This window comes from Paenibacillus sp. FSL L8-0502, assembly GCF_038593055.1.
Taxonomy (GTDB): domain Bacteria; phylum Bacillota; class Bacilli; order Paenibacillales; family Paenibacillaceae; genus Paenibacillus; species Paenibacillus polymyxa_D.
Genome location: NZ_CP151958.1, coordinates 2,901,869 through 2,920,502 on the forward strand (window position 1 = coordinate 2,901,869; position 18,634 = coordinate 2,920,502).

An 18,634-nucleotide genomic window follows, 5' to 3' on the forward strand; every position below is an offset into this window, starting at 1 on the left:
GAACTATTTTGCAGTAAGGAGGTTGCTGTGGAGTGGATAAAAGAAGAGAGATACAGAAGATTAGAAGATACCAATACGGAGGAAATCTCCGGTCTGGCCGCCAGAGTGGCAAGGTGCCCCTGGCGCCAGGGGTATCATATCCAGCCTGAGACAGGGTTGCTGAACGACCCGAATGGATTTGCTTTTTTTCATGAAGAGTATCATTTGTTCTATCAATGTTTTCCTCTCGGTACTGTGCATGGTCTCAAATATTGGTATCATACCAGCTCTCGGGATCTCGTTCACTGGACGAACCGGGGAGTGGCGTTAAAACCGGACCGGGATTTTGACAGTCATGGAGTATACTCGGGCAGTGCAATCGAACACAATGGGCGATTGTACCTCAGGTACACCGGCAATACACATGATAAGAGTTGGGAGCGAGTGCCTTATCAGTGTATGGCTCAAATGGAGAGAGATGGACGTATACACAAGTTCTCCTCCCCGGTTATAAGCGGACCTCCGTCCGGGTATACCGATCATTGTCGCGACCCCAAAGTATGGAAACAGAAAGATTGCTTTTATGCCGTTTGGAGCGCAACGTTCCAATCTTACCGGCTGAGCCATGCTCTATCGCTCCATTGATCTTTACAAATGGGAAGAGGGTTTACTCTACGAGTTCAGACCGGTGACAAAATCAAGAAAGGACAGCTACTGGAATTTGATATTTCCGAAATCGAGCAGGCGGGCTTTCCGGTGATCACACCAGTGTTGGTCCCGGACGACCAGGAAATGGTGAAACCGGTGGAGACGATGGAAGGCGCTGGGGTGGTAGACGGTGTCCCCACTGCTTCGTGTTCACTTAAAATGATGGTGTAGCTTGGATTTATCGGAGAACCGGCAAGCTGTTACAGCACATTTGCCAGTTGATTTTTGCTTCTCAAAATAATATAACCACGGCGAAGGGGCATAGCGAGCAGGGCCTGAAATCTCATGATTTCAGGCCCTGCTTTCTGTTGGACTTCTAATTTTTTTGCTTTGATACATTCATTGCTCGTCGATCTTACTAAACCGCCAGAACAGGCTGATAAAATCCCCTTTTATTCTTGGAAGTGTCAAACCGGCGTACATCAGCTCGTCACCTCCGTATATCTTTCCAGTTTCGTGATGGCGGTACAGGTAACGCGAATTCAATCCTTTGCATTTCAGAATAGGCACCCTTTCACCCGGCTGGCTCAGCACTCGGAAGAAAGCAAGTACAGCTTCGCTCTGGTCATCAGAAACAAAGCCCCAGGCCACCTCGTTGCCCTCGAACGGACTTAAAATGCGATAAAATTCTCCGAATTGGATAAGGGGGCGAATTGCTTTATATAGCGCAACTTGGGACTTGATCGCTATCTTTTCCTGCGGCGACATCTTGGTAAGATCGAGTTCGTAGCCAAGGTTTCCCGACATCGCGACATGTCCTCGGGTGTCAAGAGGAGTAACCCGGTTGACTTGATGATTCGGTACACCCGAAACATGAGCGCCCATAGACACAGCCGGATAGACCATACTGTTGCCGTACTGGATTTTTAGCCGACTGATCGCATCGGTATTGTCGCTTGTCCACGTTTGCGGCATGTAATAGAGCATGCCGGGATCATAGCGCCCTCCTCCGCTGGAACAGCTCTCGAACAGTACATCCGGAAAGACGGAAGTGAGCTCGTCCAATACCCTGTACAGACCGAGGATATACCGGTGTCCCGTTTCGCGCTGGCGCTCCGCCGGAAGCAGGGCAGAGCCGATCTCCGTCAAATGGCGGTTCATGTCCCATTTGACATAAGTAATCGGTGCGGAAGACAGAACATCGGACAGCGCTCCAACAATATAGTCGCATACATCCCGCCGCGACAGATCGAGAACAAGCTGATTTCGCCCCACCGTGTGGGGACGATCTGTCACATGAAGACACCAGTCGGGATGGCGCCGGTAGAGTTCGCTGTCCGGTGAGACCATCTCCGGTTCGAACCACAGACCGAACTGCATGCCCATTCCGGTTATCCGCCGGGCCAGATTGTCCAGCCCCTCCGGAAGCTTGCGACGGTCAACGGTCCAGTCGCCCAGGGAACTCAAATCATTGTCCCGCTTGCCGAACCAACCGTCGTCCAGGACAAAGAGCTCCATACCAAGTTCTTTCCCTTCGCGGGCGATCGCTTCGATCTTGTCGGCGTTAAAGTCAAAGTAGGTGGCCTCCCAGTTATTAATTAGAATCGGCCGTTCGGCGTCACGAAATTTGCCGCGACTGAGCCGCGTGCGGTAGAGCCTATTAAAGACGCGGGACATCCCGCCCAAGCCTTGTGCAGAGTATACCATGACGGTCTCGGGCGTTTGAAAGCTTTCTCCGGGAGCCAACTGCCAGGAGAAGCCAAACGGATTGATGCCGATCGACAACCGAGTCGTCCGGTACTGCTGAACCTCGGCCTGGGCTATGAAGTTTCCGCTGTAAACGAGATTGAGCGCGTATACCTCGCCATTGTCTTCATCAGCGCCAGGACGAAGCAGGGCCAGAAACGGATTCTGCTGGGGACTGCTGGCACCTCGCCGGCTTTCCGCATTCTGGATGCCGGGCATAAGGGGTCTCCGCGCAATATTTCGCTCATTGGTATGCGTACCGTAGAAGGTCAACATGTCATACTCGTCATCTCTGAAATCGATACTGGCGCTGAGCGCGCGAAGAAGGACCAGATTGTCGGAGCCGGTATGGTCGAAACGAACCGACCGAGCGATGGCGTCGTATTTGTTAAAGACAGTATAAATTAAGGTAGCACGCAGACCGGTCAGTGCATCTTCAAGCACAAGCTCCAGCGTATCCGCTTCGTCCTCCCTCTCGATGTAAGTGGCAGGAAGACCTGGAAGCTTTGGCTTGCCGGCGAATATCCGATGAGTCTGGTAACGGAAATCACAGATTTCAGATCCATTAGACTGGCCGACCTGATAGGCGGGTATGCCAAAATCGCCGTTCCCGTAACCCGGATACTCCTGCGGAAGGTTGTCCAAGGAGAACCTTCGGTCAGCAGGGTCAGGATTCGGCGAAAAGCCCCGATCGATAAAATCAAAAGGTACAGAATCCTGGTAGATGGCGATTCGTCGTCCCCAGTATAAATGCCCAAGGTAGCCGTCGCGAACAATCTGAATGCAGTAGCTGGAACCGGGGGTTTGCAGGTGAAATACCATGCGTTTCTCATCGTAATGAATGCCCATAAGTGAAATCGTGCTCCTTTTAGTGTTATAATTTAGTAAGCGTATGAAATAACTGATTATAGAAAATTCGTCTTCATCATTAGCGTAAAGGTGCAGAAGAACCGAAACAAGAGTAACTTTATAAATTGAGGAGGGTGAAATATTGCTGTGAATCATGGGGAGGGAAACGGGAAAGAGAAGCAGTCCTCGATATCTTTTCACTTTATAACACCTATGCCCTATATCTTGTTAAAAGGTGCTGGATATGAGCTGATTACTTCGCATGATTATATCTGGGATGGACGGAACCGTACCGGAGACCATTGTGTGCTTCAATATACATTGAATGGTCGCGGTGAGATTGAAACGGGGGGGAGGAGACATTCCCTCGAGCCGGGGGATGCTTTTCTGGCTGATGTTCCGGGCGACCATATCTACCGTCTCCCCTCTGATTCTCCCAGATGGGAAGTGCTTTACTTCGAACTGTCACACTTGGCGCTGCATCTCCTCAAGGAATGGCTGGACATAAACGGCTACATTTTCAAGATTGAGCCGGGGACCGATTTGGAGCATCTCCTGTGGGCCACTTATCGGGAAGCTATTGAGAACAGCTACCGCGATATGTATCAGTGCTCACGGGCTGCTTATTCACTGGCCATGTCACTGGCGAGTCATCTTGTCACTCTTGCCAGCAGCGTCCCATTGCCTCCGATTGTAGAACGCTGTAAGACCTTCATTGACAGTAATCTGCATCGAAGCATTGGCCTTCAGGACATGGCGGAGGTCTCCGGATGTTCTAAATTTCATCTCACCCGTGAGTTTGAGCACAAGCTTGGCCTCTCTCCCGGCCGCTATTTAACTCGTATGAGGTTGGAAAGAGCGGCTGCGCTTCTGCTGGAGCCCGCAAATCTGACATTGGAGCAGGTGGCGGAACAGTCCGGTTTCTCGAATGCGAATTATTTCGGCAAAGTGTTCCGAAAGTATACAGGAATGGCCCCAGGCGAATTCCGCATGGAGGGCGATTTGTATCAAATTCGGCGGTTGATCCGGAGCGATCAATGAAAATAGGGTCTTGAAGATAGTAACAGGCTGCCGAAAATTTCGGCAGCCTTGTTTTAAAGCGGCTTAAAAGAAAAAAGAAGGGTCACGCAAACACTACGTTAATGATTAGGGGGTCGATTGACTCAATAGTATCGATGACAAAAAGATCCCCGTCCCGCCGGAATGGAGTTGGTACTCCTCAGCGGTTCGATTGAATCAGGTGGCACGAAACTCAAATGCGGGGTAGCAATGAAGAAAGTTAGAAAAAAAGCGCTTCAAAGATTATTGAAACGTTTCCAACTTCGTGCTATTATAATTCCCATAAGAGATATGGGGGGGTTAAATGCCAAGTATTAGAGATGTAGCTAAGATAGCTGGTGTTGCTGTGGGAACGGTGTCCCGCGTTATTAATAACTCGGGCTCTGTAAAACCAGATACACGAAGGAAAGTGGAGAAAGCTATACAAGAACTGAATTATTTTCCTAATGAAGTCGCTCGAAATTTTAAAATGAGGAAATCCAAGATGGTAGCCTTGCTGCTTCCAAGTATCTGGCATCCTTTTTTTTCTGAACTGGCTTATTACATTGAGGATGAGTTAGATCGGGAAGGCTTTAAGCTCATGTTATGTAATAGCGGCGGCAAGCCAGAAAAGGAACTGTATTACCTGGATATGCTACGTCAAAACAAAGTGGCTGGTATTGTCGGCATTACTTACAATGATATAGAAAATAGCGTAAGCAATGACATTCCAATTCTAAGTATTGACAGACATTTCAACAAAAAAATCACTTGTGTGACCTCAGATAATTATGAGGGAGGCCGTCTAGCTTTGAGGGAACTTGTTAAGGCAGGGGTCCAAAAACCGGCCTTTATAGGAAGTGTAACTTCAATTTTTAGTGAAACCATGAATCGAAGAAAAGGTTTCATTGATGAGGCGAAAAAATTGGGTGTAGACCATGTTGTATACGAGAAACCAGATCCTATTGTGGACGACGAAGCCTATTTTGGCGAATTTCTATCTAAGCATCGGGATGTGGATGGCATTTTCGCTATTACCGATATGTTTGCCGCCAAATATATAGAAAGAGCAGGTAGGCAGGGTATTCGAGTTCCAGAAGATGTAAAGGTCATCGGTTATGACGGCATTCAGGATCATCGTTATTTTCATCCGATATTGTCTACAATTAGGCAGCCAGTGGAGGAGATGGCACGTCTGACAATCAGACTACTGTATCAAAAGATCGATGGTATAACTTTAGATCAGCAAGTGTATCGTCTCCCCGTTATCTTCAGGCAAGGCGAAACGACATGAGTTTTATTGTATAAATATTAGCTCATTCAGTTGGATCTCAGTCTGGATCTGCAAACTCGCCTTTTTTTTATAATAAATTGGAAACGTTTCATTTGACAATCAGACTACTCTGTTAAAAGATCCAAGGAATAAGTTTGGATCAGCAAATGTATCGTCTCCTGCTATCTTAGGCAAGGTTGTTTTTGACTTTGGAAAAACTTTAGCTCATTCGGTGGATTTATGGTATGGATCACCGGCTGACGTTTTTCTTTTAATAAATTGGAAACGTTTCAAAAATGAAAATATTCTTTTACAAGAAAGGGAGTGTAATGGTGAATTCAAGAACTAGTGAGTTGGATCATTCTACGATCAAGCCAAATCGCAAAATATGGAACCAGATCAAACGTGACTATGAACTATATCTGTTTTTGCTGCCAATCATTATTATTTATCTCGTATTTAAGTACTATCCAATGTATGGAATACAAATTGCTTTTAAGGATTTTTCACCAAGTCGGGGGATTTGGGGAAGCGAGTGGGTAGGCTTTAAGCACTTTATTGATTTTTTCGATTCCTATAACTTCTGGACGATCATGACCAATACGCTTACACTCAGTGCTCTATCGCTTGTGTTTAGCTTCCCAGCTCCGATTATTATAGCAATTATGCTCAATCAGATGCTGGCCAAGAGATACAAGAAAATTGTACAGACTGTAATTTATGCACCACACTTTATTTCTACCGTAGTGCTCGTCGGTATGCTTAATGTTTTTCTGTCTCCAAACAGCGGAATTGTGAATCACATCATCACCTGGTTTGGAGGGGACCCCATTATGTTTTTGGCCGACGAAGGTTGGTTCCGTCCTTTGTATATTTTATCAGGGGTTTGGCAAGAGACAGGTTTTGCTACCATCATTTACCTTGCTGCGCTGGCAGGGGTCAATCCAGAATTGCATGAAGCCGCGATCATGGATGGAGCAAGCAAATGGAAGCGCGTAATGCATGTGGATATTCCAAGCATTTTGCCGACGATCGTCATCTTATTGATTCTCGCACTCGGTAACATTATGGGTATCGGTTTTGAAAAGGCTTTCCTTATGCAGAACGATTTGAATTATGCCACCTCCAATATTATTCCGACCTATGTTTATGAAATCGGGATTCAAAAAGCACAATACAGCTTTTCTACAGCAGTTGGCCTGTTTAATTCAGTTGTAAATATTATCCTGATAGTCACCGTCAACCGGATCGCAAAAAAATTGACAGAAACCAGCCTGTGGTAGGGGGAGTTCATTTTGAATCAATTATTAAAGAGAAAAAGCAAGGGAGACATGTGGTTTGACATCGTCAACTACGTCATGCTGACCATAGTTATGTTGCTTGTATTATTCCCGCTGTATTTTGTATTGATTGCTTCACTCAGTGACCCCAATCTCATCTACTCAGGTGAAGTATGGTTCTTTCCAAAGGGTTTTACGCTGGATGGATACGGGCGAATATTCAGCGATTCATCTATATGGATTGGATATGCCAATTCGATCTTATATGCGAGTCTAGGAACATTAATCGGAGTTGCCGTGACCGTATGTGCAGCTTACCCGTTAGCTCGTAAAGGACTGGCAGGAAAGTCGGTAATAATGTGGTTTTTACTGATTTCCATGTTTTTTAGTGGGGGGTTGATCCCGACCTATTTGCTGATTAAAGATCTTCACATGCTGAATACGATCTGGGCACTTGTTATTCCTGGAGCGGGAGGTGTGTTCAATGTCATTATCGTAAGGACTTTTTTTCAGTCGACCATCCCGGATGAAATGTGGGAGGCCGCTTCCATTGATGGTTGTTCCAATACCAGATTTTTTTGGAGCATCGTATTACCTTTGTCTAAGTCCGTTATAGCCGTAATGGTACTGTATCATGTTGTCGGGTTCTGGAATGGTTTCTTTGACGCTTTGATTTACTTGAACGATGAAAGCAAGTATCCATTACAACTGGTCCTTCGCAACATTCTTGTCCAGAATCAGGCCAACTCGAGCATGATGATAGACGTGGAATCCTATGCAGCGAAGATGCGCGTTACAGAGCTTATCAAATATGGTGTCATCATGGTATCCAGCCTACCGTTGCTGATTTTGTATCCTTTCCTGCAAAAATACTTTGTTAAAGGCGTGATGATCGGCTCGATCAAAGGCTAACATTGTCATGGTGCCTGAAAGGGGGAATGTGCAACAGAATACCTAAATTCAGCATTCAGACAAGTAAATAACAAGGACAAGGGAAGTTCTCAGCTTGTGGACTGACATAAGGAGGTTATGTACGATGAAATTATTCAAAAGGGCTGGAATTCTAATGCTGGCTGGAGTGTTTGCTCTTAGCGGATGTTCGGGAGGCGGAGGCGAGTCAAAAAATCAGACGGTGAATCCAGATCAGGATGCAAATTTTAATAAAACCGGTCTTCCGATTGTTAAAGAAGCGGTGACATTAAAGATGGTATCCCCAAAAGCTGCTTTAGCGCCAGATTACTCGAAAATGGAAATATTTAAGCGGCTGGAAAAACAAACAAACGTAAAAATTGATTGGGAAAATATTCCAGACACTGACTTTGCAGAGAAGAAAAGTTTGTTGTTGGCCAGCGGAGATTTGCCAGATGCCTTTTACGGAGCCGGATTCACAGATTACGATCTAATCAATTACGGTAAAGACGGAACCATTATTCCGCTGGAGAATTTAATTGATAAATATGCGCCTAATTTGAAGACGCTTCTCGATCGACGGCCTGATATTAAACTAGCCATCACAGCGCCAGACGGTCACATCTATGGGCTGCCGTCGTGGGAAGAGAATAAGCTCGATACCAACCCCTTCTTTCACGTCATCAATAAAAATTGGCTCGATAAACTGGGCTTAAAATTACCTCAAACGCTGGACGAATACACGCAGGCTTTGATTGCCTTTAAAACGAAGGATCCGAACGGCAATGGCAAGGCTGATGAAATCCCATTAAGCTTTATGCACATGCAGTGGTGTAGTGACATTGCTGGCATATTCGGAGCTTTCGGTCTTCCGGATAATTTGGAACATCGGATCGTCCGCGAAGGTAAAGTGATCTTTACCGCTACGCAACCTCAATATAAGGAAGCATTAAAATATATTCATGATAACTGGTATAAGCAGGGGCTGATTGACCCTGAATCGTTCACCCAGGATGCCGCTCAGTATTTAGCAAAAGGCAAAACACCAGATGAAACGCTCGGCTCCTACGTTTGGTGGGAAGTCGAAGAAGTTGTCGGACCGGAGCGTAGTAAGGATTATGCTCTGCTGCCCCCGCTTAAAGGCCCAAATGGAGATCAAATGATTGGTCGCAACAACGGCGGCGGTCCGGGACGAGGTAGCTTCGTGATTACAAAGGAGAACCGTTATCCGGCAATGACGATGCGTTGGATCGATCAACAGTATGACCCTTACATGGCGGCTCAAATTCACTGGGGTCCGTTGGATGTCGTATTCAAGAAGGACGAAAAAGGAAAATTGGTGAACCTGCCGCTTCCCAAGGGAGTCTCCGCAGGTGAATTCCGTCAAAAAGTGGCTCCAGGCACAGGAAATCCGGGCGTCATTACTTTCGATGACTTCGGAAAAGTTGTTGATATGGAACCCCGAGCTCAGAAGCGTGCTGAGTATTTGGAGAAATATTACACTCCATATATGAAAAAGGAAAACTATGCGAGCATCTTCTTTGAACCGGATGAACTAGATAAAATCAATCGGATTGAGCCAGAACTTATTAAATATGTAAATACCCAAAGAGGCAAGTTCATCGTCGATGGCGAGGTAGATGAAAAGTGGGACAGCTATGTGAAGACACTCGAGAAGATGGGGCTGAACGAATTAATGGAGATCTATCAAAAAGGGTTGGATCGATATAATGCAAATTTAAAAAATAAATAATCAAACGATAGGTGGGGAGAAAACTGTGCTTGATGTAATAACCATTGGGGAAGTATTGATAGACTTTACGCCATCAGGTCGTACCACGGGAGGCAACGAGCAGTTTGAATGCAATCCTGGAGGGGCTCCGGCTAACGTAGCAGCTGCTCTATCCCGTTTAGGAGCTAGAGCGACATTGATTAGCAAAGTTGGGGATGATCAATTCGGTTCCTTGCTGCACGATACCTTGATGAACGGCGGCATCGACGTGTCTGCGCTTACGTTTACAGATGAAGCCAATACAACGCTGGCATTTGTTCATCTGGATGACAACGGAGACCGATCGTTCAGCTTCTACCGGAAACCAGGAGCGGATACATACTTGCGCACGCAGGATGTCCCGTTCGATAGGATTGAAAACTGCCATGCACTGCACTTTGGTTCTTTGTCGATGACCCATGAGCCGGCCCGTACGGCAACAAGAGCGGCAGTTGTGAAGGCTAAAGAGGCAGGAGTCCTGCTTTCATTCGATCCGAATATCCGGTTTGCTTTATGGGAGAGTAAAGAGGAAGCGAAACAGAATATCCTTTGGGGCATGAAGTATGCAGATATCCTGAAAATATCGGAAGATGAGCTCCACTTTATAATGGGTACAACTGATGTGGAAAAAGGCTCGCTAGAGCTGCAACAGCAATTCGGCATCGCCGGGATCTTCGTAACTTTAGCGGAAAAAGGCTGCTATTACCGATTAGCTGATCATGACGGATATGTGCCGGGTTTTCAAGTAGAGGCCACTGATACGACAGGAGCCGGCGACGCTTTTCTGGGCTGCTTGTTATATAAGATACTGAAAGCCGGTGTTTATTTGAATCAGCTGACCAAACAGCAAATCATCGGTATGCTAACTTTTGCTAATGCCGGCGGTGCATTAGTAACCACACGGAAAGGGGCTCTTCAATCTATGCCGACGACAGATGAAATTACCCAGATAATCGAGACAAATAAACAGCACGATGATGATAGATTTAGGCCGGGTTTTCATTTTTCACCTCACTCCCATTGGTTGAATGATCCCAACGGATTAGTCTATTACGAGGGAGTCTATCATCTGTTTTATCAGCACCATCCTTATAGTAACCAATGGGGACCAATGCACTGGGGTCATGCTGTAAGCCAAGACCTGGTTCATTGGGAGCATATGCCTATCGCTCTGTTCCCGGATGAGCATGGCGCTATTTTCTCCGGTTGCTGTGTGGTTGACTGGAATAATAGCAGCGGACTGTTCGATGGTTCCCATGGATTGATCGCACTCTTCACTCATGCAGACAGCTGTCCGGAGACCGAACAACCTCGCCAGCGGCAAAGCCTGGCTTACAGCAGCGATAAAGGCCGAACTTGGCACAAATATGAGGAGAACCCAATACTCGACGAGCATGATCTGGTCGACTTCCGGGACCCCAAGGTGTTCTGGCATTCGCCAAGTGCATCCTGGATTATGGCTCTTGTCGCGGGAGACCACGTTCGGTTTTATCGTTCCGACAATTTGCGTGAATGGTCGTTGTCAGGCGAATTCGGAAAGAGTGAAGGCTCGCATGACGGAGTTTGGGAATGCCCTGATCTCTTTGAATTGCCGGTTGATGACAGCGGACATTCCAAATGGGTACTTATCATAAGCATCGGAGATAATCCCAACTGTCCAGAAGGCTCACGCACGCAATACTTTATCGGAGAGTTCGACGGAAATACGTTCATCAATGACCATCCGGCCGATCATATCCTGTGGCTGGATTATGGCCGGGACAATTATGCGGGGGTCACCTGGTCGGATATAGCTGAGCAGGACGGACGGCGTGTGATCATCGGATGGATGAGCAACTGGAAATATGCTAACCAAACGCCTACCGGGGCCTGGAGAGGCACAATGACTCTGCCTCGCGTCTTGTCATTGACCAGTCGAGACGAGGGCGTAGTTCTGACCCAAATGCCTGTTCGGGAAATAGAGCAGCTGCGGAAAGGAACGCTCTGCTGGAATGAGGTTAAGGTTACGCCAGAGGTGCCGTTTACGCAAAAAACGAATGATGTTCTGCTTGAAATTGAAGCGGATATCGACATTCGTTCCGAAGACGAGGTTCATATTAAAATGAAGTCCTCTGGGCAAAGTGAGACTATTATCGGTTATGACCCTGTGCGCCAATGGCTATTCATCGACCGCTCGAAATCGGGCCTGAGTGATTTCCACCCGTCGTTTGCGTGCAAGCACGGTGCTAGAATGGTTTCGGAGAATGGGAAGATCAAGCTGCATATCTGGCTGGATCGCAACGCGGTTGAAGTGTACGCGAATGAGGGCTTGGTTGCACTGACGGATCAAATATTCCCTGATGCTCCGATGGATCGTATTGAGATAAGTGCGAAATCAGGGGAAGTTGTAGTGAACTCGTTTTATATGCATGCTCTTAACTCCATTCATATTCCTAATAGTCCAACGGAGCAGATATCCAGGAGGGTTGAAGTATGAGCCATGCAACCGATAATCGGGGATTGATTATGTATTGGGCCTTCAATGAAGGAACCGGTACAAGCGCTCTGGAGAGCGTATCCCAAGTCCAGGATAATATCCAGTACGTGTTTAACCAAGCGGAGTTTACTCAACCTTGCCCTCCACGGTGGAGACAGGGGGTAATTGGAAATGGGCTTCTGTTCGATGGTTATTCGACTTACATTGCGCATTCGTTCGATGAGGGAAATCAGAACACCGAGCCAGAGTATCGATCAGCGTTAAGCATAGGAGTATGGGTAGCCCCACGCTCCTATGAATGGGGGGATGATGGCAAATTGTCCGCCATCGTGAACCGCTACAACCTGGATCGCAAGCAGGGTTATCTGCTCGGCATGTTCCGTCACGGTTCCTGGTCCTTCCAAGTCGGGCTGGAAGGAGGAGACTGGAAGGAACTTTGGTCGCCGGACGGCCATGAACTGCCCAAGAATGAATGGTCATACGTGAATGCTGTGTTCGATGGGAACCAAGGGGAAATCAAGCTGTATTTAAACGGCAGTGAAATCGCTTCAGCTGCCGTGCCTCGTGGTTCCCGCCTGGCTGAGGCGGCGGACACGGATCTTCTTATCGGCAAGAATAACCATAGCAGCCTGCTGGCGGAAGTGTTCAGCCTGCACATGTTTAGCGGTATCATTGATGAACTCAAGATTTATAATCGGGCGCTGAGCGCGGAAGAAGTGGCCGCTTCTTATCGGCATGTGCTGGATACCTTTCATGAAGGTATCCGGCCACAATTAAACTATGACGAGATCAAGCTGGACCGAACGCCACTGCTACTTGATCGGCACAGACCGCAATATCATGTTAGCCCGCCGGCCCATTGGATGAACGAACCTCATGCACCGATCTATTTTGACGGGCAATATCATTTGTTCTATCAGCATAACCCGCAGGGGCCGTTCTTTCATCAGATCCATTGGGGACATTGGGTAAGTCAGGATTTGGTGCATTGGCGTGATCTACCCGTGGCCCTGGCGCCCGAAAAGGATCAGCTCGCACCGGACGGGATCTGGTCGGGAAGCGCAACCTATGATGCTGACGGACTTCCTGTCTTGTTCTTTACGGCAGGTAATGACAGCGCTTCTCCGAATCAGAGCGTAGCGCTTGCCCGAAGCACTTATACCCTTGACGGAAACCCGGATCTGGTTCAGTGGGTCAAACATCCAGAGCCGTTGATCGTGCAGAAGAAGGGAATGGGCGCATTTGGGGATTTCCGAGATCCATTCGTATGGAAGGACGATGACGGCTGGTATGCTCTGGTCGGGTCCGGAATTGAAGGTGGAGCAGCACTGGCATTTGCGTCACAGGATATGCTGAATTGGACGTATAAAGGGCCGTTTTTTAAAGCGGATATTCAGAAGTTTCCTTACCTTGGACCCATCTGGGAGCTCCCTGTGCTTCTTCCCCTTGGCAGTGACAAGCAGGGAGTGAACAAACATCTGCTGCTTGTCAGCCCTGTGGGGAAGGGAGCGGATGTCGAGGTGTTCTATTGGATCGGACAACTTGACAAGCAAAATCTTTCGTTCATCCCCGATCAAGAAGAGCCTCAATTGATTGATGTCGGGGATTTCCATTTTACCGGACCGAGCGGAATGGTTGATCCGAAGACCGGCAGAAATATCGTCTTTACGATAGCCCAAGGCGACCGGACCTCCGAGATGGAATATAAGTCGGGTTGGGCTCATAACGGAGGCTTGCCGTTAAGCGTGTATTTGAGGGATGACGGACGTCTGGGAATAGAGCCGATTCAGGAGCTTCAATCGCTGCGTGGCCCTAAGCGGCTATCGCTTCGGGACCAGTCATTGGCTGAAACTAATGTGCAGCTTAGGAATGTTCATGGTGACATGCTTGAGATTCAATTGGAATTGGAGCCCGGCAGCGCCAAAAAATTCGGAATCAAGGTCCGTTGTACGCCGGACGGAGAGGAAGAAACTCTGCTGTATTATGATTGGAATCAAGCGTTGCTCATGGTCGACCGCTCGAAAACGACCCTGCATCCTGGAGAAAAGTGCGGAGGGATTCAAGGCGGTAAGTTGGAGCTGCTTGGGGAGAATCTGAAGCTTCACATTTATTTGGACCGCTCCATGGTCGAAGCTTATGCAAGCGGATTGAAAAGCCTGACAACCCGGGTATATCCGAGCCGTATGGATGCTTTGGGACTCGAGATTTGGGGAGATGGAGAACCGTTTGTTAAATCCTTGGATATATGGGATATGCAGTCCGTTTGGTAAGACGGTTGTTTAGGCGCTCCTTACGAATGGGGTATGCACAAATGATCAAGAAACTTTGCATTCCTCCGTTTGGAAACGTTTCATTCATATTCTCCCTTCTTCATGACTATTCATCTTTGTACAAGGAGAGCATTTCGAAATGAGGTATCGATGTTCGCAAGTATAACAAGTTTCGAAGGAGGCTCGAGAATGAGGAAAGTCAAAAGAGGAAAATGTTGGATATCGGGAATGGTTATATGGGCTATGGTGCTCCAGCTTGTTGTTCCGGGAATCTCTGTCGCGTCCGAAAATAGAACTGTTGCTGGAGAAACGCTCATTCCTAAGAATGATGTGAAATCATCGGTTACGGATGCGATTTATCAAATCAAGAATATTCCTAAGAATGACATGGGATTGTCAGTTACAGATTCAGTCTATCAAATCCGGAATCCTGGATTTGAAACAGGAGATTTGACGGGATGGACCGTTATCAAAGGCGATGCGTTCGGTCCGAATAGCGTAACCGACGAAACGACTTGGTGGGCAGAAAAAATACCGTATAACCAGGAAGGAGCTTATCATTTAAACGGCTGGAAGTATGACGAATCTGCGACAGGTGTACTTCGTTCCAGCACTTTCGAGCTGGGCGGAAGCGGCTGGATCAGCTTCAAGCTTGGCGGTGCAAAGAACCCAGACAAGGTATTTATAAATATTGTGGAAGTCGATACGGGACAAGTTATTGCCCGATACGGAAATAGCGCATTCGCCGACGTTGGCTTCCCGGATCCTGCGCAGGGCATGCGGCTTGCCAATATGGTGCAATACAAGGCGGATCTTTCCACACAATTGGGCAAGAAACTGTATGTGGAAGTCGTCGATAATGCAACCTCGGATTGGGGAGTCATTTTTGCGGACGCATTCTCCATGTACCATGAGTCGGAGCCAGCTGAAGGAATTGTTGCGACGGATATCAAGCCGGATTTCAAGCGCTATGAAATCGATAATCCAAGCTTTGAAACCGGAAATCTCGATGGCTGGACGGTTGAGGAAGATGCTTTTGAAGTGACTGATGAAGCTCATGCGAGCAAAGAAGGGAACTTTTATGCCAAATCCTCCCTGCAAGGAAAGGGCTCCATCACTTCTAATACTTTCACGCTTCAGGGAACCGGAACAATTAATTTTACTGTTTTGGATATCCTCAAACCGGAAAATGCATATGTTGCACTTTTCGATGCGAACAGCAACACATTGCTTATGAAAACCGGGAATGTCAGCGCGAACGAGAAAATCTCATGGAAAGTGCAAGAACACTACAACAAGAAGCTCTATGTAAAGGTTGTCGATCATTCCAATGAAGCCAGCATTGCCGTTGATAGTTTCCAAGCAAGTGGTAGGGGGACTATTTTCTACTTAAACCTTGATGAAGGCGCAGGAAAGAAAGCGTTGGAGAAAGTACACAATCTTAGGCACGATGTGAACTATGTATTTAACAACGCCAGGTATATGGCATCGAAGGATCCGAGATGGACTCCGCGTGGAATAAAAGGCGGCGCCTTATTGTTCGATGGATCCTCGAATTATATTGAGGTCAATGCAAACGTTACTGTGCCTGTAAGCGACGCGTTAACCATCGAAGCTTGGGTTGCACCGCGTAGCTATGAGTGGGGAGACGGAAACAAGCTGTCTGCGATCGTAAACCAATCCGACCAGGATAAAGCGGAAGGCTTTTCTCTTGGTATGTATCGGCACGGTACATGGTCGATGCAAGTAGGCATCGGCGGTCAGTGGATTCAGGTATGGGTAAAGGATCACCCGTTGGAAAAATACAAGTGGAATTATGTGGCCGCTACTTTCAGTAAAGAAGATGGAAAAATTAAGTTATATCTAAACGGTGAGGAAGTGGCTTCCCAAGCAACCCCCGTCAACGTTCCGATCACACCATCTACCGAAAGCCTGATCATCGGGAAAAATAATAAACCTGTAGAGTTAGCAGGGGTGTTCTCCTTCAATATGTTCAGCGGACTCCTAGATGAAGTGAAGCTGCATAATAAAGCCCTTACGAACCAGGAGATACTTGCTGGATATGAGAGCGTGAAGGCGCTTCATGGAGGTTCAATTCCGAAAATTCCGAATGCGGACATTGATGAGGATCCAAGTGTGTTTGACGGAGATCAGCACCGACCCCAGTACCACGCGATGCCTCCGCAAAACTGGATGAATGAAGCACATGCACCGATTTACTATAACGGCAAATACCATTTATTTTATCAACATAACCCGCAAGGTCCATTCTGGCATCAAATCCACTGGGGGCATTGGGTGAGTGACGATATGGTGAACTGGGAAAATGTAAGACCTGCTCTTGCGCCCGAAGCGGGCACCCTAGATCCGGACGGCACGTGGTCAGGCAGTGCAGCGTATGATCGAAACGGCAATCCTGTTCTGTTCTATACCGCTGGCAACGACTCCTTGTCGCCGAACCAAAGAACAGGGTTGGCAACTCCGGCGGATTTGTCCGATCCCTATTTGGAAAAATGGGAGAAATATCCTAAACCGGTAACGGAGCAGAACGGAAAAGGCATCCACAACGAGTTCCGCGATCCGTTTGTATGGTACGACAAAGAGGTGGACAAGTGGTATCAGTTAGTGACATCTGGTCTTCCAGACTTCAGCAGCGGCACAGCTTTGGTGTATGTATCCGATGATATGTACAATTGGAAATATAAGGGGCCGTTATACGTTAGTGACAGAAGCCGTTATCCGGAGTTGGGTACGGTATGGGAGCTACCAGTGTTATTGCCGTTAGGCACGGATAGTACGGGCAAGCAAAAATATATTTTCATGATTAATCCCCATGAAAAGCCGGAGCATGTTCCTCCAGCGAACGATGTGCAAAGAGATGTTGAGGTCTTTTACTGGATCGGGACCTGGGACCGGGATAACTTTAAATTTATTCCTGATCAGGAGGCACCCTCCAAAATGGATGTAGGTGACGGCTATTTAACCGCAGAGAGCGGTCTGGTCACACCCGACGGAAGAACGGTCGTATTCTCTATGGTGCAAAATGTAAGAACACCGCAAGCCGAATATCAATCTGGATGGGCTCATAATTTATCTTTGCCGGTTTCCCTAAGCCTCGATAAGTATGATAAATTGCATATCGAACCGATTAAAGAACTGCAGAGCCTTCGAGGGGAAAAATGGGTTGATTTTTCGGACAAAAATTTGGAAAGCGCCAATCAATTGATTAAGAATGTCAAAGGCGACATGCTAGAGATTGTGATGGAGATTGATCCGCGTGAAGCCCAGAAATTTGGTCTCAAGGTGCGACGCTCGGAAAAAGGCCAAGAAGAGACGCTCATTTACTACGACAAGAAGAACGGGACGTTTAATGTGGATCGAACCAAGAGCAGCATTGATCCGGATGTGCGTGTAGACGGCATTCAAGGAGGATATGTAGATCTTGAAGGAGAGAACTTGAAACTCCATATCTTTCTTGATCGCTCGGTCATTGAAGCCTTTGCAAATTACAAGAAGAAGCTGACAACTCGTGTCTATGTAGGCAGATACGACTCCTTAGGCTTACAGATCTGGGCCGATGGCGATATCAATATCAAATCCATGCAAGTATGGGATATGAATGCCTTAACGGGTAAACCGGCTGCTCCGGTCTATGCACCCGATAAGTGGGATAATTCTGTGTATAAGGATATTACAGAGCTGCCTAACCATGATTTTGCTACGGGCGACTTAACAGGATGGATGACGGAAGGAGACGCCTTCCAGAATGTCCATGTGACCAATACCCAGTTCTTCTGGGACAACATTTTCTTCAACCCGTCGCATAAAATTCCGGGCAGCTACCATTTGTGGGGCTTCAACGAGCAAGCCGGCGGCGACAGCTTAACAGGAGCGCTAAGATCTCAAAATTTCGTCCTTGGTGGGAACGGTAAGATCAACTTCCTTATCAGCGGAGGCCGGGATATAGATCGTCTGTATGTTGCGCTGGTTCGGGCGTCGGACGACAAAGAGTTATTTAAAGAGACAGCGACCAATTATGAGGAATATCAACGTAAGATTTGGGATGCGACGGATTATATCGGGGAGGAGCTTTATATAAAGGTGGTTGACCACTCCAAAGGCGGGTTTGGACATATTAACGTCGATGATTTTAATGTACCTGTTCAGGTAAAGAAGAAAACTAACAACTGACTCTTGTTAATACAGAATACCCGTGAGTCCTGTAGTCACTCCAAGCAAATCGAATAGTCAAATAGCTTATCATTCGAAATGGCATCGGTATTGTATCTGATTCTGGAATTGAGCTTTTGATAAATGGGAAGTAAATAATGTAAATCTCGAAACCCCTTATCTTATCTATGGATAGGGGGTGAATTATTGTTGTCAGAATGCAAC

At 47.1% G+C, this 18,634-nt stretch carries 11 protein-coding genes; 10 read left to right on the forward strand and 1 reads right to left on the reverse strand.

Features of this window, described 5'->3' with window-relative positions; translation table 11 throughout:
- The first annotated feature begins 27 nt into the window (after positions 1 to 27).
- Both NSQ57_RS12430 and NSQ57_RS12435 read left to right on the forward strand, forming a co-directional pair.
- On the forward strand, positions 28 to 624 hold the full coding sequence (locus NSQ57_RS12430) for a hypothetical protein (protein ID WP_340955401.1): 597 nt from the start codon (positions 28 to 30) through the stop codon (positions 622 to 624).
- A gap of 9 nt (positions 625 to 633) precedes the next feature.
- Positions 634 to 858, forward strand: a complete 225-nt coding sequence (locus tag NSQ57_RS12435; RefSeq protein ID WP_069011442.1) for a PTS glucose transporter subunit IIA — start codon at positions 634 to 636, stop codon at positions 856 to 858.
- Positions 859 to 1,026: 168 nt separating this feature from the next.
- On the opposite strand, the gene NSQ57_RS12440 is transcribed toward NSQ57_RS12435, so the two are convergent.
- The gene (locus NSQ57_RS12440; protein ID WP_342424877.1) at positions 1,027 to 3,222 is read right to left on the reverse strand and encodes an alpha-galactosidase; all 2,196 of its coding nucleotides are present in this window, start codon (positions 3,220 to 3,222) and stop codon (positions 1,027 to 1,029) included.
- 147 nt (positions 3,223 to 3,369) lie between these two features.
- On the opposite strand from NSQ57_RS12440, the gene NSQ57_RS12445 reads away from it, so the two are divergent.
- The 8 genes from NSQ57_RS12445 to NSQ57_RS12480 all read left to right on the forward strand — a co-directional run bounded on the left by NSQ57_RS12445 (position 3,370) and on the right by NSQ57_RS12480 (position 18,430).
- Positions 3,370 to 4,263 (forward strand): AraC family transcriptional regulator, encoded by an 894-nt coding sequence (locus NSQ57_RS12445; RefSeq protein WP_340955403.1) that lies wholly within the window; start codon positions 3,370 to 3,372, stop codon positions 4,261 to 4,263.
- A gap of 322 nt (positions 4,264 to 4,585) precedes the next feature.
- A complete protein-coding gene (locus NSQ57_RS12450) occupies positions 4,586 to 5,554 on the forward strand; it encodes a LacI family DNA-binding transcriptional regulator (protein ID WP_342424878.1) in 969 nt (322 codons plus the stop codon).
- Between the two features lie 308 nt (positions 5,555 to 5,862).
- The gene (locus NSQ57_RS12455; protein ID WP_342424879.1) at positions 5,863 to 6,816 is read left to right on the forward strand and encodes an ABC transporter permease subunit; all 954 of its coding nucleotides are present in this window, start codon (positions 5,863 to 5,865) and stop codon (positions 6,814 to 6,816) included.
- Between the two features lie 12 nt (positions 6,817 to 6,828).
- Positions 6,829 to 7,725 carry a carbohydrate ABC transporter permease gene (locus NSQ57_RS12460; RefSeq protein WP_029515275.1) on the forward strand — a complete coding sequence of 299 codons (897 nt, stop codon included), beginning with the start codon at positions 6,829 to 6,831 and terminating at the stop codon, positions 7,723 to 7,725.
- A 124-nt stretch (positions 7,726 to 7,849) separates the two neighbouring features.
- Positions 7,850 to 9,475, forward strand: coding sequence for an ABC transporter substrate-binding protein (locus NSQ57_RS12465; protein WP_342424880.1), 1,626 nt, complete (start codon positions 7,850 to 7,852; stop codon positions 9,473 to 9,475).
- Between the two features lie 25 nt (positions 9,476 to 9,500).
- Positions 9,501 to 11,969: a PfkB family carbohydrate kinase gene (locus tag NSQ57_RS12470; RefSeq protein ID WP_342424881.1), complete on the forward strand. Its 2,469-nt coding sequence runs from the start codon at positions 9,501 to 9,503 to the stop codon at positions 11,967 to 11,969.
- Positions 11,966 to 14,239, forward strand: coding sequence for a GH32 C-terminal domain-containing protein (locus NSQ57_RS12475; protein ID WP_241113510.1), 2,274 nt, complete (start codon positions 11,966 to 11,968; stop codon positions 14,237 to 14,239). The genes NSQ57_RS12470 and NSQ57_RS12475 overlap by 4 nt, the downstream gene beginning before the upstream one ends.
- A gap of 189 nt (positions 14,240 to 14,428) precedes the next feature.
- Entirely contained in the window at positions 14,429 to 18,430 is a 4,002-nt protein-coding gene (locus NSQ57_RS12480) for a GH32 C-terminal domain-containing protein (RefSeq protein ID WP_342424882.1), read from the forward strand.
- The last annotated feature ends 204 nt before the right edge of the window (positions 18,431 to 18,634 follow it).